This is a genomic window from Pseudomonas corrugata, assembly GCF_050920615.1.
Lineage (GTDB): Bacteria > Pseudomonadota > Gammaproteobacteria > Pseudomonadales > Pseudomonadaceae > Aquipseudomonas > Aquipseudomonas corrugata.
This window is the reverse complement of record NZ_CP130434.1, coordinates 4,230,587-4,255,001: the sequence shown is the minus strand read 5'-3', so window position 1 is coordinate 4,255,001 and position 24,415 is coordinate 4,230,587. Positions and strand designations below refer to the sequence as shown.

20 protein-coding genes are annotated in these 24,415 nt (G+C 61.1%); 9 read left to right on the top strand and 11 right to left on the bottom strand.

What is annotated here, in order from left to right:
• Positions 1 to 25: 25 nt before the first annotated feature.
• From QZH45_RS18450 to QZH45_RS18430, 5 genes are all read right to left on the bottom strand, one after another.
• Positions 26 to 1,003, bottom strand: coding sequence for a TRAP transporter substrate-binding protein (locus QZH45_RS18450; protein ID WP_053191061.1), 978 nt, complete (start codon positions 1,001 to 1,003; stop codon positions 26 to 28).
• 54 nt (positions 1,004 to 1,057) lie between these two features.
• Positions 1,058 to 1,963 carry an SMP-30/gluconolactonase/LRE family protein gene (locus tag QZH45_RS18445; protein WP_024777387.1) on the bottom strand — a complete coding sequence of 302 codons (906 nt, stop codon included), beginning with the start codon at positions 1,961 to 1,963 and terminating at the stop codon, positions 1,058 to 1,060.
• Positions 1,964 to 2,006: 43 nt separating this feature from the next.
• On the bottom strand, positions 2,007 to 2,828 hold the full coding sequence (locus QZH45_RS18440) for an NAD-dependent epimerase/dehydratase family protein (protein WP_024777388.1): 822 nt from the start codon (positions 2,826 to 2,828) through the stop codon (positions 2,007 to 2,009).
• A gap of 33 nt (positions 2,829 to 2,861) precedes the next feature.
• Positions 2,862 to 3,323, bottom strand: coding sequence for a hypothetical protein (locus tag QZH45_RS18435; RefSeq protein WP_432783472.1), 462 nt, complete (start codon positions 3,321 to 3,323; stop codon positions 2,862 to 2,864).
• An 82-nt stretch (positions 3,324 to 3,405) separates the two neighbouring features.
• Positions 3,406 to 4,635: an OprD family porin gene (locus tag QZH45_RS18430; RefSeq protein WP_055137624.1), complete on the bottom strand. Its 1,230-nt coding sequence runs from the start codon at positions 4,633 to 4,635 to the stop codon at positions 3,406 to 3,408.
• A gap of 465 nt (positions 4,636 to 5,100) precedes the next feature.
• Here QZH45_RS18430 and QZH45_RS18425 point away from each other — a divergent pair, with 465 nt between their 5' ends.
• Positions 5,101 to 5,721 carry a TetR/AcrR family transcriptional regulator gene (locus tag QZH45_RS18425; RefSeq protein WP_024780071.1) on the top strand — a complete coding sequence of 207 codons (621 nt, stop codon included), beginning with the start codon at positions 5,101 to 5,103 and terminating at the stop codon, positions 5,719 to 5,721.
• 114 nt (positions 5,722 to 5,835) lie between these two features.
• On the opposite strand, the gene preA is transcribed toward QZH45_RS18425, so the two are convergent.
• From preA to hydA, 3 genes are all read right to left on the bottom strand, one after another.
• Entirely contained in the window at positions 5,836 to 7,110 is a 1,275-nt protein-coding gene (gene preA, locus QZH45_RS18420) for an NAD-dependent dihydropyrimidine dehydrogenase subunit PreA (protein WP_024780070.1), read from the bottom strand.
• Positions 7,111 to 8,478: an NAD(P)-dependent oxidoreductase gene (locus QZH45_RS18415; protein WP_024780069.1), complete on the bottom strand. Its 1,368-nt coding sequence runs from the start codon at positions 8,476 to 8,478 to the stop codon at positions 7,111 to 7,113. It abuts the gene before it with no gap.
• Between the two features lie 154 nt (positions 8,479 to 8,632).
• A complete protein-coding gene (gene hydA / locus QZH45_RS18410; RefSeq protein ID WP_024780068.1) occupies positions 8,633 to 10,072 on the bottom strand; it encodes a dihydropyrimidinase in 1,440 nt (479 codons plus the stop codon).
• Positions 10,073 to 10,695: 623 nt separating this feature from the next.
• Between hydA and QZH45_RS18405 the strand changes: the two genes are divergently transcribed.
• The 4 genes from QZH45_RS18405 to QZH45_RS18390 all read left to right on the top strand — a co-directional run bounded on the left by QZH45_RS18405 (position 10,696) and on the right by QZH45_RS18390 (position 15,656).
• Positions 10,696 to 12,174, top strand: coding sequence for an NCS1 family nucleobase:cation symporter-1 (locus tag QZH45_RS18405; protein ID WP_024780067.1), 1,479 nt, complete (start codon positions 10,696 to 10,698; stop codon positions 12,172 to 12,174).
• Between the two features lie 123 nt (positions 12,175 to 12,297).
• Positions 12,298 to 13,581: a Zn-dependent hydrolase gene (locus tag QZH45_RS18400; protein WP_024780066.1), complete on the top strand. Its 1,284-nt coding sequence runs from the start codon at positions 12,298 to 12,300 to the stop codon at positions 13,579 to 13,581.
• A 96-nt stretch (positions 13,582 to 13,677) separates the two neighbouring features.
• On the top strand, positions 13,678 to 15,162 hold the full coding sequence (locus QZH45_RS18395; protein ID WP_024780065.1) for a helix-turn-helix transcriptional regulator: 1,485 nt from the start codon (positions 13,678 to 13,680) through the stop codon (positions 15,160 to 15,162).
• 242 nt (positions 15,163 to 15,404) lie between these two features.
• A complete protein-coding gene (locus QZH45_RS18390; protein WP_024780064.1) occupies positions 15,405 to 15,656 on the top strand; it encodes a DUF1652 domain-containing protein in 252 nt (83 codons plus the stop codon).
• Positions 15,657 to 15,689: 33 nt separating this feature from the next.
• On the opposite strand, the gene QZH45_RS18385 is transcribed toward QZH45_RS18390, so the two are convergent.
• Both QZH45_RS18385 and QZH45_RS18380 read right to left on the bottom strand, forming a co-directional pair.
• On the bottom strand, positions 15,690 to 17,075 hold the full coding sequence (locus tag QZH45_RS18385; RefSeq protein ID WP_024780063.1) for a sensor histidine kinase: 1,386 nt from the start codon (positions 17,073 to 17,075) through the stop codon (positions 15,690 to 15,692).
• Positions 17,053 to 17,736, bottom strand: a complete 684-nt coding sequence (locus QZH45_RS18380) for a response regulator transcription factor (protein WP_024780062.1) — start codon at positions 17,734 to 17,736, stop codon at positions 17,053 to 17,055. Before QZH45_RS18380 ends, QZH45_RS18385 begins: the two co-directional genes overlap by 23 nt.
• A gap of 302 nt (positions 17,737 to 18,038) precedes the next feature.
• On the opposite strand from QZH45_RS18380, the gene hcnA reads away from it, so the two are divergent.
• From hcnA to hcnC, 3 genes are read left to right on the top strand one after another with little or no spacing between them, the layout of a single operon-like run.
• Entirely contained in the window at positions 18,039 to 18,362 is a 324-nt protein-coding gene (gene hcnA / locus QZH45_RS18375) for a cyanide-forming glycine dehydrogenase subunit HcnA (protein WP_024780061.1), read from the top strand.
• Positions 18,359 to 19,768 (top strand): cyanide-forming glycine dehydrogenase subunit HcnB, encoded by a 1,410-nt coding sequence (gene hcnB / locus QZH45_RS18370; protein ID WP_024780060.1) that lies wholly within the window; start codon positions 18,359 to 18,361, stop codon positions 19,766 to 19,768. The genes hcnA and hcnB overlap by 4 nt, the downstream gene beginning before the upstream one ends.
• On the top strand, positions 19,761 to 21,038 hold the full coding sequence (gene hcnC / locus QZH45_RS18365; protein ID WP_033034803.1) for a cyanide-forming glycine dehydrogenase subunit HcnC: 1,278 nt from the start codon (positions 19,761 to 19,763) through the stop codon (positions 21,036 to 21,038). Before hcnB ends, hcnC begins: the two co-directional genes overlap by 8 nt.
• 159 nt (positions 21,039 to 21,197) lie before the next feature.
• Here hcnC and QZH45_RS18360 read toward each other — a convergent pair whose 3' ends face one another.
• Positions 21,198 to 22,118, bottom strand: a complete 921-nt coding sequence (locus QZH45_RS18360; RefSeq protein WP_024780058.1) for a MurR/RpiR family transcriptional regulator — start codon at positions 22,116 to 22,118, stop codon at positions 21,198 to 21,200.
• A 311-nt stretch (positions 22,119 to 22,429) separates the two neighbouring features.
• Between QZH45_RS18360 and QZH45_RS18355 the strand changes: the two genes are divergently transcribed.
• Positions 22,430 to 24,367 carry a bifunctional 5-dehydro-2-deoxygluconokinase/5-dehydro-2-deoxyphosphogluconate aldolase gene (locus tag QZH45_RS18355; RefSeq protein WP_024780057.1) on the top strand — a complete coding sequence of 646 codons (1,938 nt, stop codon included), beginning with the start codon at positions 22,430 to 22,432 and terminating at the stop codon, positions 24,365 to 24,367.
• Positions 24,368 to 24,415 lie beyond the last annotated feature (48 nt).

The window sequence follows — 24,415 nt, the reverse complement described above, 5'->3', positions numbered from 1 at the left end:
CCTTTCAGGGTACTAGTAAGGGGTATTACTGAACGGCTTCGATACGCTTGATCAGATCGGCATACGGAGCGCCGTATTTGGCGCGGATCGGCGCGGTGGCGTCGTAGAAGGGTTTCTTGTCCACGGTGATGAATTCGACGCCTGCCGCCTTGAGTTTCTCTTCACTGGCAACGGTCTTCTTGTCCCACAGCACGCGCTCGTCCAGCTGAGATTGCCTGGCGGCTTTTTTCACCAGTTCCTGCTGCTCCGGGGTGAGTTTTTCCCAGGTGAACTTGGACATCACCACCGGCTCAGGCAGGATCAGGTGACCGGTCAGGCTATAGAACTTGGCGTTCTGGTAATGGTTGTGTTCGAGCATGGTCGGCGGGTTGTTTTCCGCGCCGTCGATGACGCCTGTCTGCAGGGCGCTGAAGATTTCACCAGTGTCCATTGCGATCCCGTTACCGCCCATGGCATTGAGGGTTTCGATGAACATCGGGTTGCCCATTACCCGGATTTTCATGCCATGCATGTCTTCGGGCTTGCGCACAGGCTTCTTCGTGTAGAGGTTACGCGTGCCACCGTCCATCCAGGCCAAGGCCACCAGGTTGAATTCGGAGTTGGTGATCTTGTCGAGGATTTCCTGGCCGATTTCACCGTCAATGACTTTGCGCATGTGCGCCTGGTCGCGGAACACGAATGGCATGTTGAAAACGTTCACATCCGGCACCACGGGGCCGACGATGCCCAGGCTGACGCGTGCCATTTGTATTGCCCCCACTTGAAGTTGCTCGACAACTTCCTTCTCGGAGCCCAATACGCCACCGGAGTACATCTTGAAAGTAATAGGGTCCTTCATGCCCTTGCTTTCGTCGACCAGAGTCTTGCCCAGGACCTTTTCCGCTTCCACGGTGGGGTAGCCTTCGGGGTGGATGTCGGCGAACTTGATCTCCAGGGCTTGCGCCGACTGGGCCAGGAAGGCCAGGGGAAGCGCGGCGATCAAAAGTGTGCGTTTGAAATTCATGTCAATCTCCAGTCTTGTTGTTTTTATAGCTATCGAGTGAAACGGCGTTGCAGGTCAGTTGGCGGGAATGTTCACTCCCCCGAAAGCGGGTTCGGCCAGGCCCCTGACGCCCGGGTTGAGGGCAAATACGCCTCCGGCCAGGGACTGTGGGTCGGTGTCGTCGCCGGGGCGGATCGAGGTGACGAACAGAGTCTCCAGACGACTGCCGCCAAAAGCGCACATCGTCGGCTTCTTCACCGGTACGGCCAGCGAGCGGTCCAGCCGGCCATCCGGGGTAAAACGATGGATCAGCCCGGCGTCGTTGGCGCAGATCCAGTAGCAACCTTCGGCGTCCACCGCTGCGCCGTCCGGGCGTCCGGCCAAGGGCTGCATGTCGACGAACAGTCGCCGGTTGGAGGGCGTCCCGCTGTCGGTGTCGTAGTCGAAGGCCCAGATCTGTTGCACCAGAGGGTGGGAGTCGGAGAGGTACATCGTCCGTCCGTCCGGGCTGAAACCGAGGCCGTTAGGCACGATGAAGCCGCTCAACTGCGCCTCGACCGGGCTGCGCTGGCCAGCGTCATATCGATACATCCGGCCCTGGTCGACGTTGGCGCCCATGTTCAGCACCATGCTGCCGGCCCAGAAACGCCCCTGGCGGTCGCAGCGACCATCGTTGAGGCGCATGTCAGTGCGGCTGTGCTCGACATTCGCATGCAGTTCGCTGTCCAGGCTGCCGTCATCGTTGGGATGCAGGCGAAAGAAACCGCTCTCCATGCCGGCGATCCAGCCACCGTTCTGGTGGCGGGCGATACAGGCGAGCATCTCGGGAGCTTCCCAGCCCTTGAGTTGACCGGTCCCGGCGTTCCAGCACTGCAGGCCGCCGCTGGGGATGTCCACCCAATACAGCGCGTTTTCCTCGGGGACCCAGACCGGGCTTTCCCCGACGGCGTTGCGTGCGTCGACAATCAATTCAGCTTGCATGGTGATTCCCTTGTGCATTCGTATCCCATGAAATACAGGTGAATCAGTCGTCGAACGGACCGGCCGCTACGAAAGCACCGCCCTGGTAGATCCTGGCCGGGTCATCGGCGGCCGGCATTGGCTGCGCTTCGACCTTGGCGCGGAAAATCTCGGAGCTGTCCTTGGGCTTATAGCCCAGGTGCGCGGCGTGGCTGTTGTCCCACCAGACGTCACGGTTTGCGGACATGCCGTACACCACGGTATGCCCGACTTCTGGCGTGTAGAGCGAGCATTCGATCAGTTGGGTGAGGTCGTCGTAGCTCAGCCAGGTACTCATCATCCGGCGGTTCTGGGGTTCGACGAACGAAGAGCCGATGCGGATGCTGACGGTCTCGATGCCATAGCGATCGAAGTAGAAGCTGGCCATGTCTTCGCCGTAGGATTTGGACAGGCCGTAGTAGCCATCCGGACGGCGAGGGGAAAGGGCATCGAGGGCTTCGTCCTGCTTGTAGAAACCGATGACGTGGTTGGAACTGGCGAAAATGACGCGCTTGACGCCGTGCTTGCGGGCGGCTTCATAGATATGGAACACGCCGCTGATGTTGGCGCCGAGGATTTCTTCGAATGGGCGTTCTACCGACACACCACCAAAATGCAGGATCGCATCGACGCCTTCCACCAGTTGATGCACCGCCTGCTTGTCGGACAGGTCGCACAGCACCACTTCCTCGCTTTCATCGATGGCGGGCGCCATGTTGGCGATGTCTGACAGGCGAATGTGCCGGGCGAAAGGCTTGAGGCGTTCGCGCAGGACTTTGCCCAGGCCGCCGCTGGCGCCGGTCAGCAACAAGCGATTGAAGGGGTGACGAATGTGTGTGGTAGTCATTGAATTACCTGAGCAAACAGTGAGAGGTATCAGTTATAGGTTGCCGTTTGACCGCTGGAAAATATCCTTGTCCTCATGCTGATCTTCAGCGCCATTCCCCTGTGGGAGCGAGCCTGCTCGCGAAAGCGGTGGGTCAGCTTGCATAGAAGTTGGATGTACCGCCGCCATCGCGAGCAAGCTCGGCTCCCACAGTGGTTTGGCGTCGCGTGCAGATAATGTGTTCATCACCATCCCTTGTGGGAGCGAGCCTGCTCGCAAAAGCGGTAGGTCAGCTCGCATAGAAGTTGGATGTACCGCCGCCATCGCGAGCAAGCTCGGCTCCCACAGTGGTTTGGCGTCGCGTGCAGATAATGTGTTCATCACCATCCCCTGTGGGAGCGAGCCTGCTCGCAAAAGCGGTGGGTCAGCTCGCATAGAAGTTGGATGTACCGCCGCCATCGCGAGCAAGCTCGGCTCCCACAGTGGTTTGGCGTCGCGTGCAAATAATGTGTTCATCACCATTCCCTGTGGGAGCCGAGCTTGCTCGCGATAGCGGTGGGTCAGTCGCCACTTGAGCGACAGACCCACCGCAGCCGCTTTACAACAAGCTGATCGGGTAGCTGATAAAGAGGCGGTTCTCGTCGAACTCATTGCTGCTGTAGTCCCGACGGATCGATGCATTACGCCACTTCACGTTGAGACTCTTCAGTGCACCGCTCTGCACGGTGTACGCCAGTTCGGTCTCACGTCCCCACTCCTTGCCGTCGTCCACCGTGGCGGTGTGCACGTTGTCGCCGCTGATGTAGCGGTTCATCAGGGTCAGGCCCGGTACGCCGACGGCGGCGAAGTTGAAGTCGTGGCGCACTTGCCAGGATTTTTCCTTGGCGTTGTCGTAGCTGGAGTTGTAGCTGTCGTTGGCCAGGGTCCCGCCGCTGGTGCCGTTGACGCGCATCCAGGCATCGTCGCCGCTGAGTTTTTGCAGGCCGACGTAGAAGGTGTTGCCACCGTACTTGGCCGAGAGCATGGCGAAGGCGGTCTTGTTGTCCAGGTCACCGGCCAGGGCACTGCCGTTTTCCTTGCCGATGAAGTAGCCGAGGTTGGCGCCCAGGGTCCAGTCGCCGATGGGCTGGCTGTGGGTCAGGTTGAAATACTGCTGCTGGTAGATGTCGCTCAGTTCCGAGTACCAGACGCCGACCTGGGTGCGTTTGTCGTTGAAGGCGTACTCGCCGCCGCCGAAGTTGAAGCGATCGGAGGTGAAGGCCGGGCGGCCGTTCATGAACATGTCCTCCATGCTCGCATCGTTGCGCGGGCTGTTGGCGCGGAACTGGCCACCGTAGAGGCTCAGGCCGCTGATTTCGGTGGAGGTGACCTGGCCGCCACGGAAGGTTTGCGGCAGGGAGCGGCCATCGTCGGAACGCAGGATCGGCAACACCGGTGCCCATTCGCCGACCTTCAATTCGGTCTTCGACACCTTGGCCTTGAGGGCGACACCCAGGCGGCCGAAATCATCGGCCGGGCGGCCGTCATCGTGCACCGGCAACAACTGTGTTCCTGTGGTGCCGCGACCGCCATCGAGCTTGATCGAATACAGGCCCAGCACGTCCATGCCGAACCCCACCGTGCCCTGGGTGAAACCGGACTTGGCGTCGAGGATGAAGCTCTGGGTCCATTCCTCGGCCTTGCCCTGGGCGTTGTTCGGGTTGGTGAAGTTGCGGTTGAAGTAGGCATTGCGCAGGGTCAACGTGGCCTTGGCGTCGTCGACAAAACCTTCGGCGTGGGCGACGGTTGGCAGGAAAGCGGCCAGGCCGGTGCAACCGAGCAGCAGCATTGCGGGACTGGAATTGAAGAGGGCGCGGCGGGTGGGACGATTGTCGGGCGAAAAACGGACACGTGTGCTCACTATGACTGCTCCTACCTTTTTGTTGTTTTTATTTGTCATACGTCGTCGTACAACATGGCGTGGATTATTTGTGGCCCGTTACGCGTTGTCAACTGGCCATGATCGGAATTATCCAATTGGGCGACGCTTGAAAATCGGCTGGATCAATGGTCGCAGCAAAGAAAAGTGCAGAACGAGGCCTTGGCGGGGGCTTTTTACTGGTTGTGGTCTTGCTTGAAAGTTATGCGATGACTGGTCTAAGACATTGGTCGAATGGTCCCCTCGAAGCACCTCAGTTCTTGTGGCGAGGGGATAAATCCCCTCGCCACAAGAAGCGACTCCCACAGGGAGCCCCGGTGTTTTCGAAAGAGGGTGGATGCTAGTCTTGGGCATCGCTGTTGCCAGGGAGCCCTCATGGGCAATCACAAGATCGAGATTCGTCGCAGTAACGTCGAGAAAATCCTGCTGGCCGCCGAGAAGGTCTTTGCCGAAAAAGGCTTCGGCAGCACCACCATGGCTGACATCGCGGCTGAAGTGCAGTTGCCCCGTTCCAACCTGCATTACTACTTCAGCACCAAGAACGAGTTGTACAGCGCCGTGCTGTTCGATCTGCTGGAAGTCTGGAAGCAGGACGCCTTGTGCTTCGAAATGTTCGACGATCCGCGGGTGGTGCTCAGCAGCTATATCCGCGCCAAGATGAATCATTCCCGCAGCCGGCCTTATGGTTCGAAGGTCTGGGCCAATGAAGTGATCCATGGCGCGCCCACGCTGGGGCAGGCGCTGGATGCCAGCCTCTATGAATGGGCCAAGATGAAGGAAGCAAAAATTCGCCAGTGGGTGGAGGACAAACGCATCCTGCCGGTGGAGCCGTCGAGCCTGCTCTACATGATCTGGGCTTCGACCCAGCATTACGCCGACTTCGACCACCAGATCAACATCCTCAACGATCACCAGCCACTGTCGGACATGCAGTTCGAGCGGGCGGTACAGACAGTGACCGCGGTGATTCTGCGGGGGATCGGGTTGGAGCCTTAGTGTTGTGGTGGGGCTGACGGCGCTATCGCGAGCAGGCTCGCTCCCACATTGGAAATGCGATCCCCTGTGGGAGCGAGCCTGCTCGCGATGGCGCCAGTCCAGGCACCGCAGCTCTCAAACGGCTACATGGTAGGGATTACGCGGATCATGATCCCAGTCCAGGAACGGCTTGCCCGTTTCCACCGGCACCATCTCGATGCAATCCTGCACCGGACAGGTAATCTGGCACAGGTTGCAGCCCACGCACTCTTCATCGATCACTTCATATTGATGCGTTCCGTCAGCCTGCCTGTGGCTGGCGATGGCCTGGTGCGAGGTGTCTTCGCAGGCGATGTGGCAGCGGCCGCAGCCGATGCAGGCCTCCTGGTCGATCTTGGCGATGACCTGATAGTTGATGTCCAGGTATTTCCAATCGGTGGTGTTGCTGACCGCGCGACCAGAGAACGCCTGGAGGTTGGCGTATCCCTGGCTGTCCATCCAACGTGACAGGCCGTCCTTCATCTCCTCGACGATGCGAAAACCGTGCAGCATCGCCGCCGTGCACACCTGCACCGCGCCGCTGCCCAGGGCGATGAATTCCGCGGCGTCGCGCCAACTGCCGATGCCGCCGATGCCGCAGATGGGCAAGCCGTGGGTCTGCGGATCACGGGCGATTTCCGCCACCATGTTCAGTGCGATCGGCTTGACCGCCGAGCCGCAGTAACCGCCATGGGTGCTCTGGCTGCCGACGGTGGGCAGCGCGACCATCCGGTCCAGGTCGACGCTGGTGATGGAGTTGATGGTGTTGATCAGCGACACCGCGTCCGCGCCACCGCGATGGGCCGCCCGGGCGGCGACGCGGATGTCGGTGATGTTCGGCGTGAGCTTGACGATCACCGGCAGCGAGCAATAGGTCTTGCACCAGCGGGTCACCTGCTCGACGTACTCCGGCACCTGGCCGACCGCTGCCCCCATGCCCCGTTCCGGCATGCCGTGGGGGCAACCGAAGTTCAACTCGATACCGTCGGCACCGGTGGCTTCCACCAGGGGCAGGATGTGTTTCCAGGATTCCTCGACACAGGGCACCATCAGCGACACGATCAACGCCCGGTCCGGCCAGTCCTTTTTCACCTGGGTGATTTCCCGCAGGTTGATCTCCAGGGAGCGGTCGGTGATCAACTCGATGTTATTGATGCCCAGCACCTCGCGATTGGCGCCAAAGTGGGCCGAGTAGCGCGACGATACGTTCACCGCCGCCGGGTCTTCACCCAGGGTTTTCCAGACCACGCCCCCCCAGCCGGCCTCGAAGGCACGCACCACGTTGTAGGCCTTGTCGGTGGGCGGCGCTGAGGCCAGCCAGAACGGGTTGGGGGCTTTGATGCCGGCGAAGACAATCGACAGATCGGCCATTTACGCAGCCTCCACGTTGAGCATGAGTTGGGCATTGATCGCCTCGGCGGCGAGCTTGCCGTGCTGCACCGCCTGTACGGTGAGGTCCTGGTCCAGACTGGTGCAATCGCCGCCGGCATAGACCCCGGGGATGCTGGTGCGCAGTTGTTCATCTACCAGGATCCGCCCGTCCTGGCGCTTGAGTTCCCGGGCCAATGGGTCCGCCAGTGCGTGCTCGTCAAAGGCCTGGCCGATGGCCTTGAAAATGCCGTCGGCCGGCAGGTCGAACGTGTCGGCATCGATGACCAGTCGACCGTTTTCCAGATGGGTGCGCGAGAAGCGCATTCCTCGCACGTGCCCGGCGTCGTCGAGCAGTACCTGCTGCGGTTGGGCCCAGGTCAGCAGGCGGACCTGATTGGCCTTGGCAATGTCCTGCTCGTGGCCGGTTGCGCCCATGTCCTCAAGACCGCGGCGGTAAACCAGGCTGACATCCCGGGCGCCGAGGCGGGCCATCTGCACGGCCATGTCGATGGCCGTGTTGCCGGCACCGAGCACGATGCAACGGTCTGCCAACGGCAACTGGCTGAGGTCGTCGGCCTGGCGCAGCTCGCGGATGTAGTCAGTGGCGGCAAGCAATCCCGGCGCTTGTTCATCGCTCAGGCCCAGTTGTTTGCTGGCGGCCAGGCCGAGGCCGAGGAACACCGCGTCGAACTGTTGGTGCAGTTCGCTCAGGCTGAGGTTTTCGCCGAGCTTCTGACCGTGACGGATTTCGATGCCGCCGATCTCCAGCAGGAAGTCCAGTTCACGCTGGGCATAATCGTCTACCAGTTTGTACTTGGCGATTCCGTATTCGTTGAGACCGCCGGCCTTGTCCCGGGCCTCGAAAATCACCACGTCATGACCGTGCATCGCACTGCGGTGAGCGCAGGACAAGCCCGCCGGGCCGGCACCGACCACGGCAATGCGCTTGCCAGTGCTGGCGGCCCGTTTGAACGGGTGTTCGCTGAAACGGGCATTGTCTACGGCAAAGCGCTGCAACAGGCCGATCAACACCGGGGCGCACTCGTGGCTGTTGTTGCGCACGCAGGCTTGCTGGCAAAGGATTTCCGTAGGGCACACCCGGGCGCAACTGCCGCCGAGGATATTGGCCGAAAGAATCTTCTGGGCCGCGCCCTGGACATTGTCCTGGTGGATGTTGCGAATGAACGAAGGAATATCGATCTCGCTCGGGCAAGCGTTCACGCACGGAGCGTCGTAGCAGTACAGGCACCGGGACGCTTCCAGATGGGCTTGCCTGGCGTTGAGCGGTGGTGCCAGGTCGCTGAAGCGGGCGGCGAGGGTGGTCGGGTCTTCCAGGGAATGGGGAAGATGGCTCAAGGGCTGGATCATGGTATGGGCCTCACGGTGTTGGAGGTGCTGCCTCTGGTGGGCAGTGTTTTTCTGGGTGCTGCGCTGGCCTCATCGCGAGCAGGCTCGCTCCCACATTGGAAATGCGGCCCCCTGTGGGAGCGAGCCCGCTCGCGATCGGCCGAAGGCCTCGATTTCAGCGTTTCACCGCAGTCGGTTTATGCAACTCAGCCCGCTTGCTCAGTAAATCGAACACCGCCGGATACGCCGGTCGTTCGATATAGCGCCCGGCACCGCGCTCGGCCCGCAAGTCACCGTCGGCCCACACCAGCCGACCCTGGCTGATGGTATGACTGGGCACGCCGCGCACGGTCTTGCCTTCGAAGATGTTGAAGTCCACTTGCTGGTGGTGGGTCTTGGCCGAAATCGTGCGGCTGCCTTGAGGATCCCAGAGCACCAGGTCGGCGTCGGCTCCGACGCGGATCGCCCCTTTGCGTGGGTAGAGATTGAAGATCTTTGCGGTGTTGGTGGAGGTCAGTGCGACGAACTCCTGCATCGACAATTTGCCGCTGTTGACCCCTTCGTCCCAGAGCACGGCCATGCGGTCTTCGATGCCGGCGGTGCCGTTGGGGATCTTGCTGAAGTCGTCGCGGCCTGCGGCTTTCTGTTCGGCGCAGAAACAGCAATGGTCGGTGGCGGTGGTGTGCAGACTGCCCGATTGCAAGCCGTGCCACAGCGCTTCCTGATGTCCGCGGGGACGGAAGGGCGGGCTCATCACGTAACCGGCTGCGGTCTGCCAGTCGGGGTGGCGATAGACACTGTCGTCCAGCAGCAGGTGCCCGGCCAGCACTTCACCGTAGACCGGTTGGCCTTTGCTGCGGGCGTAAGTGATTTCGTCCAGCGCTTCCTTGGTGGAAACGTGCACCAGGTACAGGGGCGTTCCCAGTGTCTCGGCAATCCGGATGGCCCGGCTCGCGGCTTCACCTTCCACTTGCGAAGGCCGTGACAGCGGATGGGCTTCGGGCCCGGTGATGCCCTGGGCCAGCAGCTTACGTTGCAGGTGATAGACCAGTTCGCCGTTCTCGGCGTGCACCGTGGGCACCGCGCCCAGCTCCAGGCAGCGCTCGAAACTCGCCACCAGGGTGTCGTCGGCGGCCATTATCGCGTTCTTGTAGGCCATGAAATGCTTGAAGCTGTTCACACCGTGGTGGTTGACCAGCTCGGCCATTTCTTCACGGACCTGCTCGCTCCACCAGGTGATTGCGACGTGAAAACCGTAGTCGCTGGCGCTTTTCCCGGCCCAGCCGCGCCATTGGTGAAAGGCTTCCATCAGCGACTGCTGGGGATTGGGGATCACGAAGTCGATGATCGAGGTGGTTCCTCCGGCCAGGCCTGCGGCCGTACCGCTGAAGAAGTCTTCACTGGCGACCGTGCCCATGAATGGTAACTGCATATGGGTGTGGGGATCGATGCCGCCGGGCATCAGGTATTGACCGCTGCCATCGAGCACTTCAACCGCGGCCGGAACATCCAGGTTTTCGCCGATGGCCTTGATCACGCCGTCGGCGCAGAACACATCGGCGCGGTAACTTTCATCATGGGTAATAACGGTGGCGCCACGGATCAACAGAGACATTCCGAGTTCCTCGCAGGCATGACCGACTGATGCCGGTTCTTTATGTTTTATAGATCACGATTGGACTGTGACGCAGTTCTGCGGATTGCCGATCCTGTCATCGCTGTCAGGATTAGACGCTAGCTGGAGTTTTTGAAATGATCAAGATTATTTTAAATAAGCTAACTGTTTTCATAACTTGTTGAAAATAAACAGTTAATTTCATAAATCACCAAAATGATGAGGGGGCTCACCATTTTGACGCACTTGACAGGATCGTTATTTGAGCGAGATTTGTCATGGTAAATCAGCGGCTTGAAAACAGTGAGCGTGCGGCCTGGACACGTTGCGTTCATTCTGGATGCACCACTTTGAATCCCGGGCTCGACAGATTGCGCACGTCATCTAGCCTGAACACGGCAACAGTGCAATGCAGCAGAACCTCGAATGGGGGATTAATCTCAAGGAATCAGAGGGTTGTAACGCTTATATCTATCGACCAGTCAACCCGGCGCGTCATTCGGCACGGTAATTGAGTGTCCGTATTGCCAGGCGGGGTCGTCGGTCACCAGCGTGCTTTACATGCAAGTACTCCGGCCATCGCCCCGTCGATGAGCAAAAATAATGAAAACAGTGGAGCGGACATGACCAGATCAACTGTGACCGAGCGCGACGGATTGTTCGAGCTTGAAGCTGGCAGCGACGTACTCGAGAGCCCCCGTTACAACCACGATATCGCCCCGACGAAGGTGCATGAGCGAACCTGGAACAAATGGCACATCACCGCATTGTGGGTCGGCATGGCGATCTGCGTGCCGACCTACACCCTCGGTGGCGTACTCACCGCCTATTTCGGCCTGACGGTGGGCGAAGCCCTGTTGGCGATTCTGTTTGCCAACATCATCGTATTGATTCCCCTGACACTGAACGCCTTTGCCGGAACCAAGTACGGTATTCCGTTTCCGGTGCTGCTGCGCTCGTCCTTCGGAGTCATCGGTTCCAACGTCCCTTGCCTGATCCGCGCCCTGGTAGCGTGCGGCTGGTTCGGGATCCAGACCCTGTTCGGCGGGCTGGCGATCCATCTGTTTCTCGGTTCGGTATTCGAAGGCTGGAAGAGCCTGGGGGGCACGGGTGAGGTGCTCGGTTTCATGATGTTCTGGGTTATGAACCTGTGGGTGGTATTGCGGGGCGCCGAATCGATCAAATGGCTGGAAACCTTGTCTGCGCCGCTGCTGGTGCTGGTGGGGGCCGGCTTACTGGTGTGGGCCGTGCCCAATGTCTCCGTGACCGAACTGATGGCGGTGCCGGCGAAACGGCCCGAGGGGGCCGGCGTAACCGGCTACTTCCTTGCAGGGCTGACGGCCATGGTCGGTTTCTGGGCGACCCTGTCGTTGAACATTCCGGACTTCAGCCGGTATGCCAAAAGCCAGAAGGATCAGATCGTGGGGCAGATCATCGGCTTGCCCCTGACCATGTTCCTGTTCGCCTCCCTCGGCGTGGTCATGACCGCCGCCTCGGAAAAACTGGTGGGCGTGACCGTCTCCGACCCGGTGACCTTGATCGGACATATCCAGAGTCCGTTGTGGGTCGCGCTGGCCATGGTGCTGATCATCGTCGCCACGCTCTCGACCAACACTGCCGCCAACATCGTCTCGCCCACCAATGACTTCCAGAACCTGGCGCCCAAAGTGATCGGCCGTTCCAAGGCGGTGATACTGACCGGGCTGGTGGGGCTGGCATTGATGGCCCACGAACTGCTGAAAAAGCTCGGCTGGATCGTCTCCGACGTCAGCCTTGAATCGGTGTATTCCAATTGGTTGCTGGGGTATTCGAGCCTGCTGGGGCCGATTGCCGGGATCATGGTGGTGGATTACTTCCTGATCAAGAAACAACAGCTGGACCTGGCCGGGTTGTACCGCGACGACGTTTACCCGGCATGGAACTGGAAGGGCTTCATCGCCTTCGGCGTGCCGGTGGTGTTGACGCTGCTATCCCTGGGCAGTGATGCGTTCAGCTGGTTCTACAGCTATGGATGGTTCACCGGCTCGGCCCTGGGTGGGGTGATTTATTACGGGTTGTGCAGTTTGCGTGCGAGCCCATCCGTCGCCAAGTCCGCCGTGTAGAGGAGGGCCCTATCGCGAGCAGGCTCGCTCCCACATGTGCAATGCATTCCCCTGTGGGAGCGAGCCTGCTCGCGATGGCGGCTTCGAATACAGCGAAAAAATGCCTGGAAAAAGGAGATCCCCATGAACGCCGCCATCGACGTCCTGCAATCCACCCATCGACACATCAACCGCGACCGCCTCTGGCAGTCGCTCATGGACTTGGCCAAATTGGGCGCCACGGTCAAGGGCGGCGTCTGTCGACTGGCCTTGACCGACCTGGATCGTCAGGCCCGGGACCTGTTCGTGCAGTGGGCCGAGGCGGCTGGCTGCACCGTCAGCATCGATGGGGTGGGCAATATTTTCGCTCGCCGTCCGGGGCGCAATCCAATCCTGCCCCCGGTGATGACCGGCAGCCACATCGACACCCAGCCCACGGGTGGCAAATTCGATGGTTGCTTTGGCGTGTTGTCCGGGCTGGAGGTGCTGCGCACCCTCAATGACTTGAATATCGAAACCGAAGCGCCGCTGGAGGTGGTGGTGTGGACCAACGAAGAAGGCTCACGCTTCGCGCCCTGCATGATGGGATCCGGGGTGTTCGCGGAGAAATTCACCCTCGAAGAAACCCTCGCCAAGGTCGACGCCGAAGGCGTCACCGTTGAGCAAGCGCTGAATGCCATCGGCTACGCCGGTCCGCGTCAGGTCACCGGTCATCCGGTGGGCGCGTATTTCGAAGCGCACATTGAACAGGGCCCGATCCTGGAAGACGAACACAAGACCATCGGCGTCGTCATGGGCGCACTGGGGCAGAAGTGGTTCGACCTCACGCTGCGGGGTGTCGAGGCCCATGCCGGCCCGACCCCGATGCACCTGCGCAAGGACGCCCTGGTCGGCGCATCGATCATCGTCGGAGCCGTCAACCGTGCCGCCCTCGGCCATCAACCCCATGCTTGTGGAACTGTCGGTTGCCTGCAAGCCTACCCAGGCTCGCGCAACGTCATTCCGGGCGAAGTGCGCATGACCCTGGATTTCCGTCATCTGGAACCGGCGCAGCTGGATTCGATGATTGCCGAGGTCAAGCAGGTCATCGATGACACTTGCCGGCAACACGGCCTGACCTATGAGTTGACCCCCACCGCTGACTTCCCGCCGTTGTATTTCGATCCGGGTTGTGTCGACGCCGTACGCGGTGCCGCCCAGGGGCTGGGCCTGTCACACATGGACATCGTCAGCGGCGCCGGCCATGACGCGATTTTCCTGGCCGAACTGGGCCCGGCCGGGATGATCTTCGTGCCCTGCGAAGGCGGGATCAGCCACAACGAAATCGAGAACGCCGCCCCTGATGATCTCGCTGCCGGCTGCGCGGTGTTGCTGCGGGCGATGCTCGCCGCCTCCCAGGCCATTGCCGAAGGGCGCATGGCGGCTTGAACGGGGGAATCGGCGGCTCCACCAGTACCCGCAAGGGAACGCACGACGACCACGGACGGTCGTAACCTCCATGCGCTTCTGACCTATGGAGACCCAATGAGCCAGGACGTCCCCACCACGGAGACCAATCGTCGTCAATTGCTGCAAATCATCGCCGGACTGTCGGACGGGGTGATGTTGATCGAAGTCGACCAGACCATCGCCTGGGCCAACGAGGCCGTGCTGAACATGCACGGAGTCAAGGACCTCGGGGAGTTGGGCGCCAATGCCCGGGAGTACGCTCGGCGCTTCAACTTGCGCTATCGCAACAACCACCCGTTGACAGCGGACAACTACCCCATTGCCCGGGTCGCCCGTGGCGATGAGTTCAGTGATGTGCTGGTGGAGGTCACACCGGTGGATGATCCTGATCGCACCTGGGTCCACCGCATTCGCAGCATGGTACTGACCGACCGCAACGACGCACCGACGTTGCTGGTGCTGATTCTCAGCGACGCCACAGAGTGGGCCAGCGCCGAACAGCGTTTCGAGAAAACCTTCGCTGCCAATCCGGCGCCGGCGGTGATCTGCCGCCTCGGCGACCTGCGCTACATCAAGGTCAACCAGGGCTTCCTGGAGATGACCGGCTACAGCCGCGAACAGGTGATTGGCCGTTCAGTCTACGAATTGGATGTGCTGGAGGCGGCCGAGCGCCGTGAGCTGGCCATCGAGCGCCTGGGGCAGGGCGCAACTATTCCGCAGATGCAGGCCGAGCTGAAGTTGCCGGAAGGCACGAGCAAGCAAGTGATCGTCGCCGGCCAGCCACTGGACCTGCACGACGAGGATTGCATGCTGTTTTCCTTCATGGACATGGAGCCGCGACGCAAGGCCGAAACGGCGCTGCGCCAGAGCGAGGAGCGCTTTGCCAAGTCGTTTCGCCTGTCCCCCGTGCCCACCCTGGTATGCAGCGCCGAGCAGCTGTTGCTGGAAATCAACGATGCGTTTCTCGACACCACCGGGTACGCCAGTGAAGAACTCTTTGGCAAGACCGTGGCAGAAATCGGCTTTCTCGACAAGGACGCCAGTGCCACGCTGTTTGCCCGCCTGGAGAAGACCACGACGGTGTCCAATGTCGACGTCAAGGTCCGCAAAAGGGGTGGCGAGCTGATCGACTGCGAGGTGGCGGCCGACACCGTGGTCATCCAGGACCAGCCTTGTTACCTGCTGGTCCTGGTGAACATCACTGAACGCAAGCGCTCGCAACTGGAGCTGGTGGCGGCGATCGAGGAGGTGATGAAGGATGCTTCCTGGTTCAGCCGAACGCTGATCGAGAAGCTGGCCAATGTGAAGAGTATCAACACGCAATTGCCCAGCACCTCCTACACCGAACTGACTGCCCGCGAGCGTGATGTGTTGGGGCTTATTTGTCAGGGACTGGCAGACAAAGAGATTGCCGCACGCTTGAAACTGGCTCCCAATACCGTGCGAAATCACGTCGCTACGCTGTACTCAAAATTGGATGTCCACAGCCGCAGCGAGGCCATTGTCTGGGCCCGGGAACGAGGTTTGTTCGTGAGCGACTGGAATGTGAAGGCACCATGATAGCCAGTGCAAATGCACTGGATGGGTTAGTGCAAATTCGGGTTTCTGGCGAGCAGGCGGCTGCTTAGGATATGGGGGTGCGGCACTCTCAGAGCAGGGCCGCGTCCCCACGAAACAGTCAAGGAATACGCCGCAATGTGTAGTAATCAACGCCAACGTGTCATCGACAGGATGTCTGCTCAAACCGGGAGCCTGGCGTTGTTTGCCGGTCCTCTGCGTGTCTTGCGTTGAGGGGGCAGTCCATGACTCAATTGGCCCCCCTGCGCGCCCGACTCGAAGAAAGTTTCTCGCCGTTGTCCTGCGAATGCAGCCTCAACGGCGATGGCACCCTGACTGTCCGTCTCTATCGCCGCGAGAGCGGGGAGGTGGACCTTGTGGTGAGTGGCTTGAACCTCGACAGCGTTCGCTCGGAAGAAAGTTTGGCAAAGCTGATCGACGAATTGCGGTATGAGCTACAGAGCACCCCTGGTCATCGCAACGATCCCGCTGACTGATCCATTTGTGGCTTCATTTGACAGGGTTCGGCCTTACAACAGCGTTGCCCGGCAATCGAGCGCCAGTCGCGCGCCGCCGTATTCGCTGCTGCCTACCTCCAGAGTGAACCCATGTAAATTGACAATCGCCGCGACGATCGACAGGCCAAGGCCAAACCCGCCGTGGTGGGTGCTGCCCTCGGCGCGATAAAAGCGGCGGAACACGGCCTTGCGCTCTGGCTCTGGAATGCCGGGGCCGGAGTCGAGCACCTCGATGCGGGTGCTGTCGCCCTGGTCGATACCGCGCAGGGTCACTTTGCCCCCCGCCGGGGTAAACTTGATGGAATTGCTCAACAGATTCGACACCGCTTCGAACAGCAGCGCCCGGTCGCCGTTGAGCAAGGGCAGGGTCTCGGGCACTTCGAGGCTGAAGATCAACTCACCTTCTTCGGCCAGGGGCAGATAGAAGTCATGCAACTCCTGCAGCAACTGCAGCGGGTCGACACGCACGAAGCCTGAGCGGCGCTGCTGGTCTTCCAGCTCGGAGATCCGCAGCAAACCTCGGAACCGTGCCATCAGGGTATCGGTCTCGGCAATCACCTGATCCATCTGCAAGGCCTCGGGCGACCCATCCGCGGCCTGCTGCTGGATACGATAAAGCTGGGCGCGTAGGCGGGTCAGCGGCGTGCGCAGGTCATGGGCTATGTTGTCGCACACACCCTTGACCTCGTTCATCAGGCGTTCGATGCGATCGAGCATGGCATTGACGATTGCCGCCAGCATGTCCAATTCATCCCGCCGGCTCGACAGCGGCAGGCGATGTCTCAGGTCACCGGCCACGATGGCTTCGGCACTGGCCTGCAATTTACGGATACGCTGCAGCGGTCGACGGCGCAAGAGATGCCAACCGGCAACTCCCGGCAGGATGGTCAGCGACACACCCCATAACAACGCGTGGAGGATGATGCGGGTCACCGCGAAGAGCGAACCGTTGTCCCGCGCCAGTACCAGCCAGCGTCCATCCTGGGTCCGGGTCGCCACGGCATCGCAACTGTCCGAAGGCACGCTCGGGTCGTCGTAGTCGACACAATCGCTGAGTATGTGGATTTTGCCGTCCAGCGGCAGGGCGGCCGGAATCCGCAGGATCGGTCCGCTCAGGTGGCGCAGCTGAGGGTCGAACAGGCCGTAGGCGTCGACACCGCGGTCGTCCAGGGTCAGGCTGGCCATGAGCGCGTCTTCCAGTTGATCGCCGTGGATGCGGGCGAACAGGTGTTGGCGTTGCATCAGGGAATGTTTGGCCAGGCTGTCGAGGTAGCCGAATACCTCGTAGTACATCACCCCCATCAGGATCGCGCTCCAGAGCACGAACAGTGAACTGTACAGCGCCAGCAGGCGGCTGCTGGAAGAGCGCCAGCCCTTAGCAGGGTTCAGCAATGACATAGCCCGAACCCCGCACTGTGCGAATCAGCGGATCCAGGCCCGGCGGATCGATTTTCTTGCGCAAGCGACCGATATGGACGTCGATCAGGTTGGTGCCGGGGTCGAAGTGGTAGCCCCAGACTTCTTCGAAAATCATCATGCGTGAAAGAATCTGCCCGCTGTTGCGCATCAGGAATTCCAGCAGTTTGTATTCGGTGGGCAGGAGACTGAGCAACTGCCCGTTGCGGCTCGCCTCGCGGCTGATCAGATCCAGCTCCAGATCGGCCACGCGCAGGACGGTTTCCGGTTCCCTGGCACCATTACTGCGCCGCAGCAGCACCTCCACGCGGGCGGCCATTTCATCGGTGGCGAACGGTTTGGTCAGGTAATCGTCGCCGCCGGCGCGCAGGCCACGTACACGCTCGTCCACGTCGGAAAGAGCGCTGATCATCAGGATCGGTGTCGCCACGCCCATGGTGCGTAGCGTGGTGACGATCACCAGGCCGTCGAGCTCGGGCAGCATGCGGTCGAGGGTTATCAGATCGTAGTCTCCGCTCACCGCTCGTTCCAGGCCTTCGCGACCGTTATCGACCCAGTCGACGTTCAGGCCGTTACGGGTCAGTTCGGCGACGATTTCACGGGCGGTCACGGCGTCGTCTTCGATGGTCAGGATGCGGTTCATGGGCGGTACCGAGTTGAGAAATTGATGCCATTGCGCAGCATTCTGCCAAAGAAAACCTGTCGGCTTTCTGAAAAAAAGTTCATGGAAGGGCAAGCGGTTTCACCGGCCTGGATCAACACTTGGTCACAAATAATCCCTAACATGAATTGAGTGCGCACTATTATGTTGCGTTCGTTGCCCTGCTTTGGCGCGCTGTCGCTGTCGGGTAATGACGCTAACCGGTGGTGGTGTGCCGCAAGGAGCCGAGACCTCACCGGTCTTCGATAAAGCATTCAATAAAAGCATCAAGGAAGAGCCGCATCATGCAGCCTCAAGACCTTCTACGCCAAAAATTCGATATCCAGCCATTAACCAGACCCGACATGACGGTGCACCTGGACGGGCGGGTCGTCAATGCCGCCCGGGGCGAAACCGTCCTGACCGTCATCCAGTCCCAGGGCCAGCGCCAGGTGGCCCGCAACGATCACGGGCAGATCAGCGGTGCCTACTGCGGCATGGGCGTCTGCCAATGCTGCCTGGTCAGGATCGACGGCCGTCACAAGCGCCGCGCCTGCCAGACCCAGGTGCGCCCTGGCATGCAGATCGAAACCCGGACCAACCGCATCGTCGAAATGGAGGCGCCATGAGCCTCGATCCGGTGATTGTCGGCGGTGGGCCGGCGGGTATGGCGGCCGCCATCGAGCTGGCGGAGCACGGGGTGCGCTGTACCTTGCTTGAAGAGGCGCCGCGCCTTGGCGGCGTTGTGTATCGGGGTCCATTGCGCGACGGCGTCAGCCTCGACTACCTGGGACCGCGCTACAGCGAAGCCCTGGAAAAACTCCATGGTGAGTTCGGCCGGCATGCCGGGCTGATCGACGTCCGGCTCAACCACCGCGTCATCGGGGTCGAAGGGCTGCGGGCGCTGATGTTGCTCGATGCCAGCGAACGCGTGCGCGAGGTCACCTATTCACACCTGGTCCTGGCGGCCGGTTGTCATGAGCGCAGCGTGCCTTTCCCCGGTTGGACCTTGCCGGGAGTGATGCTGCTGGGTGGCCTGCAACTGCAGATCAAGAGCGGGGTGGTCAAGCCACCGAGCCCGGTGGTGATCGCGGGTACCGGTCCGTTGCTGCCGCTGGTGGCGTGTCAGCTGCATGCCGCAGGCGTGGCCGTGGCCGGTGTCTATGAAGCCTGCGCATTCGGCAGGATCGCCAGGGAAAGCCTGGCATTGCTGAACAAGCCGCAACTCTTTCTCGATGGCCTGAGCATGCTGGCCTACCTCAAGCGTCATCGCATACCCGTACGCTATGGCTGGGGCGTGGTGCAGGCCCATGGCGAGGGCGAGTTGAACATGGTCACCGTCGCGCCGTATTCCAGCGACTGGGAGCCCGACCTGGAACGCGCCGAACAGGTGCCGGCCCAGACGTTGGCGGTCGGCTACGGTTTCATACCGCGCACCCAGTTGAGCCAGCAGATCGGTCTGGAACATGGTTTCAGCGACGATGGCTACCTGCGGGCGGTGTCCGATGCCTGGCAGCAAAGCAGCGAGGCGCACATTCACCTGGCTGGTGACATGGGTGGGATTCGCGGTGGTGAAGCGGCCATGCTGAGCGGGCGCATCGCTGCGCTGTCGGTGCTGATGCAATGCAATGTGCTGGAGCCCCATGTCGCCCTCGAGCGCCGCAAGCGGTATCAGGCACAGTTGGATCGGATCCTCCGCTTCCGTGCCGCCGTGGACCGCTACACCCGACGCGGTGCCGGACAAACCGCGCTGCCAGCGGCCGATACGGTGATCTGCCGCTGTGAACACGCCACCCGCGCCGATATCGACCGGGCCCTGGAGCAGGGTGTGCAGGACATGGCCAGCCTGAAGATGCGCACCCGCGTGAGCATGGGCGATTGCCAGGGACGGATGTGCGTCGGGTACTGCAGCGACCGCCTGCGCGAAGCCACCGGGCGTGCCGATGTCGGCTGGCTGCGGCCACGCTTCCCGATCGATCCGATACCGTTTTCAGCGTTCCGCAGTGTTGACATGGAGGCCGCCCGGCATGACTGAACATCCAGGGATCCAGGACTACGATGTAGTCATCGCCGGTGGCGGCGTGATCGGCGCTTCCTGTGCCTACCAACTGTCCAAGCGCAAGCACCTGAGAGTCGCCCTGATCGACGCCAAGCGCCCCGGCAACGCGACCCGCGCTTCGGCTGGCGGGCTGTGGGCCATTGGCGAGTCGGTGGGGCTGGGTTGCGGGGTGATCTTCTTTCGCATGATGTCGGCCAACCGCAAGCGCCAGACCCAGGGAGCGGCTGTGGCGGTGGATGCCAGCACGCCGCATATCCTTCCGCAGTCGTTCTTCGACTTTGCCTTGCAGTCCAATGCGATGTACCCCCAACTGCACCGGGAGCTGCTGGACAACCATGGCATGGATATCAAATTCGAGGAAACCGGGCTCAAGTTCGTGATCTACGACGATGAGGATCGCTTGTATGCCGAGCACATCGTCGCCTGCATTCCCCACCTGGCCGATCAGGTGCGCTGGCTCGACCAGGTTGCCCTGCGCCAGGCCGAGCCCGGCGTCAGCCATGAAGCCCGGGGCGCCCTGGAGTTCCTGTGCGATCACCAGGTCAGCCCGTTCCGGCTGGCCGACGCCTACACCGAAGGTGCCCGGCAGAATGGTGTCGACCTGTACTTCAATACCCACGTTACCGAGGTGTTGCGCAGCGGGGCGCGGGTGACGGGAGTAAACACCGCCGAGGCCGGAACCTTCCACTGCCGGACCCTGATCAATGCCACCGGTGCCTGGGCGGCGGACCTGAGCGAGCAGGCCACCGGCGTGCGGATTCCGGTCAAGCCGGTCAAGGGGCAGATCCTGCTGACCGAGCGCATGCCGAAGCTCCTGAACGGATGCCTGACCACCAGCGACTGCTACGTGGCGCAGAAAGACAACGGCGAAATCCTCATCGGTAGCACCACCGAAGACAAGGGCTTCGACGTGACCACCACCTACCCCGAGATCGAGGGACTGGTGCAGGGCGCGATGCGGTGCATCCCGCAACTGGCCGACATCAACCTCAAGCGGACCTGGGCCGGCCTGCGTCCGGGGTCCCCCGATGAGTTGCCGATCCTGGGGCCGATGCGAGGCGTGGAAGGCTACCTCAATGCGTGCGGGCATTTCCGCACGGGCATCCTCACCTCGGCCATCACCGGCGTCTTGCTGGACAGGCTGGTAAACAACGAGCCGCTGCCGCTGGATATCACGCCGTTCCTGGCGGACCGCTTCGAGGTCATCCTGATGGCCGCTGAACCGAAGGAAATGGAATTGGCCTGAGGCAGCGAGCCTGTGCTCGAATGCAAGTCAGTGAAGCCTCCACCCTGTGGGAGCAACGCTTGCTCGCGATTACGTTAAGTCAGTCAGCAACAATATTGACTGGTCTGCCACTATCGCGAGCAAGCTTTGCTTCCACAGGGATGGGTTGTAGATCGAGCGTCAATCCTCGAACCCCACCTGTTCATGAATCTCATCAACCTTGAGTTCCAGCCGATAGGCCACGGCAATGAACAACGCCTGGCACAGGCACAGGGTGGCACTCAGCGAGCGGAAGGCGAAGGAGCTGCCTTCGTTCACCAGCAGCACGGTGTTGGCCCGTTTTGCCAGGGGCGACAAGTTGCTGTCGGTGATGATCAGCGTCTTGGCCTGGTGATGCTGGGCGATGCGCAGGCAGTGCTGGGTTTCCTTGCCGTAGGGGGTGAAGCTGATGGCGATCACCAGGTCGTTGGCCCGCACACTGCGCATCTGCTCGCGATAACTGCCCCCCAGGCCGGAAACCAGATGGATGCGCTTGTTGGTGTGCTGCAGGTTATAGACCAGGTAATCAGCCACCGCGAAGGAGCGCCGCACGCCCACTACATAGATGTTGTCGGCGTTGACCACCAGATCGACAGCCTTGTCGAACGCCAGGTCGTCCAATTCCAGCCCCAGTCGCTCGATGCCCGACAGCGTGGCGTTGATGCATTCGCGTGCCAGGTCGCCGCCACTGGCTTTCTGCGACTTGTTGGCGATCATGCTGCGAATGCGTTGCTGGTAGTTCTGCACCGGCGTGGTCTTGTGGGTATAGGCCTCGCGAAACAATGCCTGCATTTCGCTGAACCCGCTGAAGCCGAACCGTTGGGAGAAACGCACGATGGCCGAGGGATGCACTTCGCACTCGCGGGCGATGTCGCTGATGCGATCCACCATGATCCGGTCGCTTTGCTGGCTCATGTAGCTGGCGATGCGTTTGAGCTGGCGCGGCAGGCTTTCATACTCATCGGTGATCAGTTGCAAAAGACGCTCGGCATTGATCGGTGGGCTGGCGAGGGCGGCCTCGGACGCGCTCTCGGATAGCGCCGGCAGATCGGGGCGGGTCATAGATAATCCTTCTGGCTTGTTCTTATAGGACCGCCCGGTAAAAGACCGGCCCTCGACAATAAGTTGGCTGCTCGCAGTCTACAGCGTAGGCGCAGGGAAAATCATGGTGGGTGACATTGCAATCACTGGCTGAAACGATGCACTGCGTCTGACACGCCTGCTTTCCATCTTATTGGAAAAAATATTCCACATAAAAATATTATAGAAAAATTATTGATTGTTGGGCCTTGCTCGTTTTAGTCTGCATCCACCAAAAGCGTTGGCGCCGGTCCGGCAGCGAACGCGGGCTGATAAAAATAACAGGAGCCAGCATGGGCCAGACTCGTTTTGCCAGTGGGCGTCAATTGGATGTGATCTGCCTGGGACGCCTGGGCGTGGACCTGTACGCGCAGCAAGTCGGGGCGCGGCTGGAGGATGTGTCGAGCTTCGCCAAATACCTGGGCGGATCGTCGGCCAACATCGCTTTCGGCACCGCACGACTTGGGCTCAGGTCGGCGATGTTGAGCCGGGTGGGGGATGACCACATGGGCCGTTTCCTGGTGGAATCCCTGGCGCGCGAAGGCTGCGATGTCAGCGGTATCAAGGTCGACCCTGAGCGTCTGACCGCCCTGGTCCTGCTGGGCATCAAGGATCGGGAAAGCTTTCCCCTGGTGTTCTACCGGGAAAACTGTGCCGACATGGCGTTGCGCGCAGAAGACATTGACGAGGCCTTCATTGCCTCCAGCAAGGCCCTGCTGATCACCGGCACTCATTTCTCCACCGAAGGCGTCTACAAGGCCAGTCTCCAGGCGCTGGAGCATGCTGCCAAGCACAACGTCAAACGCATACTGGACATCGACTACCGACCGGTGCTCTGGGGCCTGACGGGCAAGGCCGATGGGGAAACCCGTTTTGTCGCCGACCAGAAAGTCAGCCAGCATGTGCAAGGCATCCTGCCGCGCTTCGACCTGATCGTCGGCACCGAAGAAGAATTCCTGATTGCCGGCGGCAGCGAAGATCTGCTGACGGCGCTGCGTACTGTCCGTTCGCTGACGGCGGCCACCCTGGTGGTCAAGCTCGGCCCGCAGGGTTGCACGGTGATTCACGGCGCCATCCCGGCTCGACTCGAGGACGGCGCCATTTATCCGGGTGTCCGGGTCGAGGTCCTGAATGTACTGGGCGCCGGCGATGCATTCATGTCGGGCTTCCTCGCCGGCTGGCTGGAGGATGCCAGCGATGAGCGTTGCTGCCAACTGGCCAACGCTTGCGGTGGCCTGGTGGTGTCGCGTCACGGCTGTGCGCCGGCGATGCCGACCCGGGCTGAACTCGACTACCTGTTCGACAGCCCGGTGCCGATCACCCGGCCGGACCAGGACCTCGTGCTGCAGCGACTGCATCAGGTCAGCGTGCCGCGCAAGTCCTGGAAACAACTGTTCATCTTTGCCTTCGACCATCGTTGGCAACTGGTGGAACTGGCGCAAAAAGGTGATCGAGACCTGAGTTGCATTGGTGCACTCAAGCAACTGTTCGTCCAGGCGGTGGAGCGGGTCGAAGCTGACCTGAAGCACCAGGGCATCGAGGCCGACGTTGGCTTGCTGGCCGATCAACGCTTCGGCCAGGATTCGTTGAACGCCGCCACCGGGCGCGGCTGGTGGGTCGCGCGGCCCGTGGAAGTGCAAGGCTCGCGGCCGCTGGCGTTCGAACACGGGCGTTCCATCGGCAGCAACCTGATCGCCTGGCCCAGCGAGCAAATCATCAAGTGCCTGGTGCAGTTCCACCCCGATGACGAACCACTGCTGCGCCTGGAGCAGGAGGCGCAGCTGATGGGACTCTACAAGGCCTCCCAGGTCAGCGGCCATGAATTGCTGCTGGAGGTCATTCCACCGAAGGATCATCCCTCGCAGCATCCTGATGTGTTGTACCGCGCACTCAAGCGCCTCTACAACCTGGGCATCTACCCGGCGTGGTGGAAGATTGAAGCTCAGACTGCGGATGAGTGGAAGCAGCTCGACGAACTGATCCAGCAGCGCGATCCCTATTGCCGCGGGGTCGTGCTCCTGGGGCTCAACGCCCCGGCTGCCGCCTTGGCCGAAGGATTTCGCCAGGCCAGCCAGAGCACGACCTGCCGGGGATTCGCCGTGGGTCGCACGATTTTTCAGGAGCCGAGCCGGGCCTGGCTGGCGGGAGAAATCGATGACGAAACCCTGATCCAGCAGGTGCAGGGCACGTTTGTGGAGTTGATCGAGGCGTGGCGCGCTGCCCGGAGCTGAATAATGTGAACACTGAACCTGATGTGGGAGCGAGCCTGCTCGCGATAG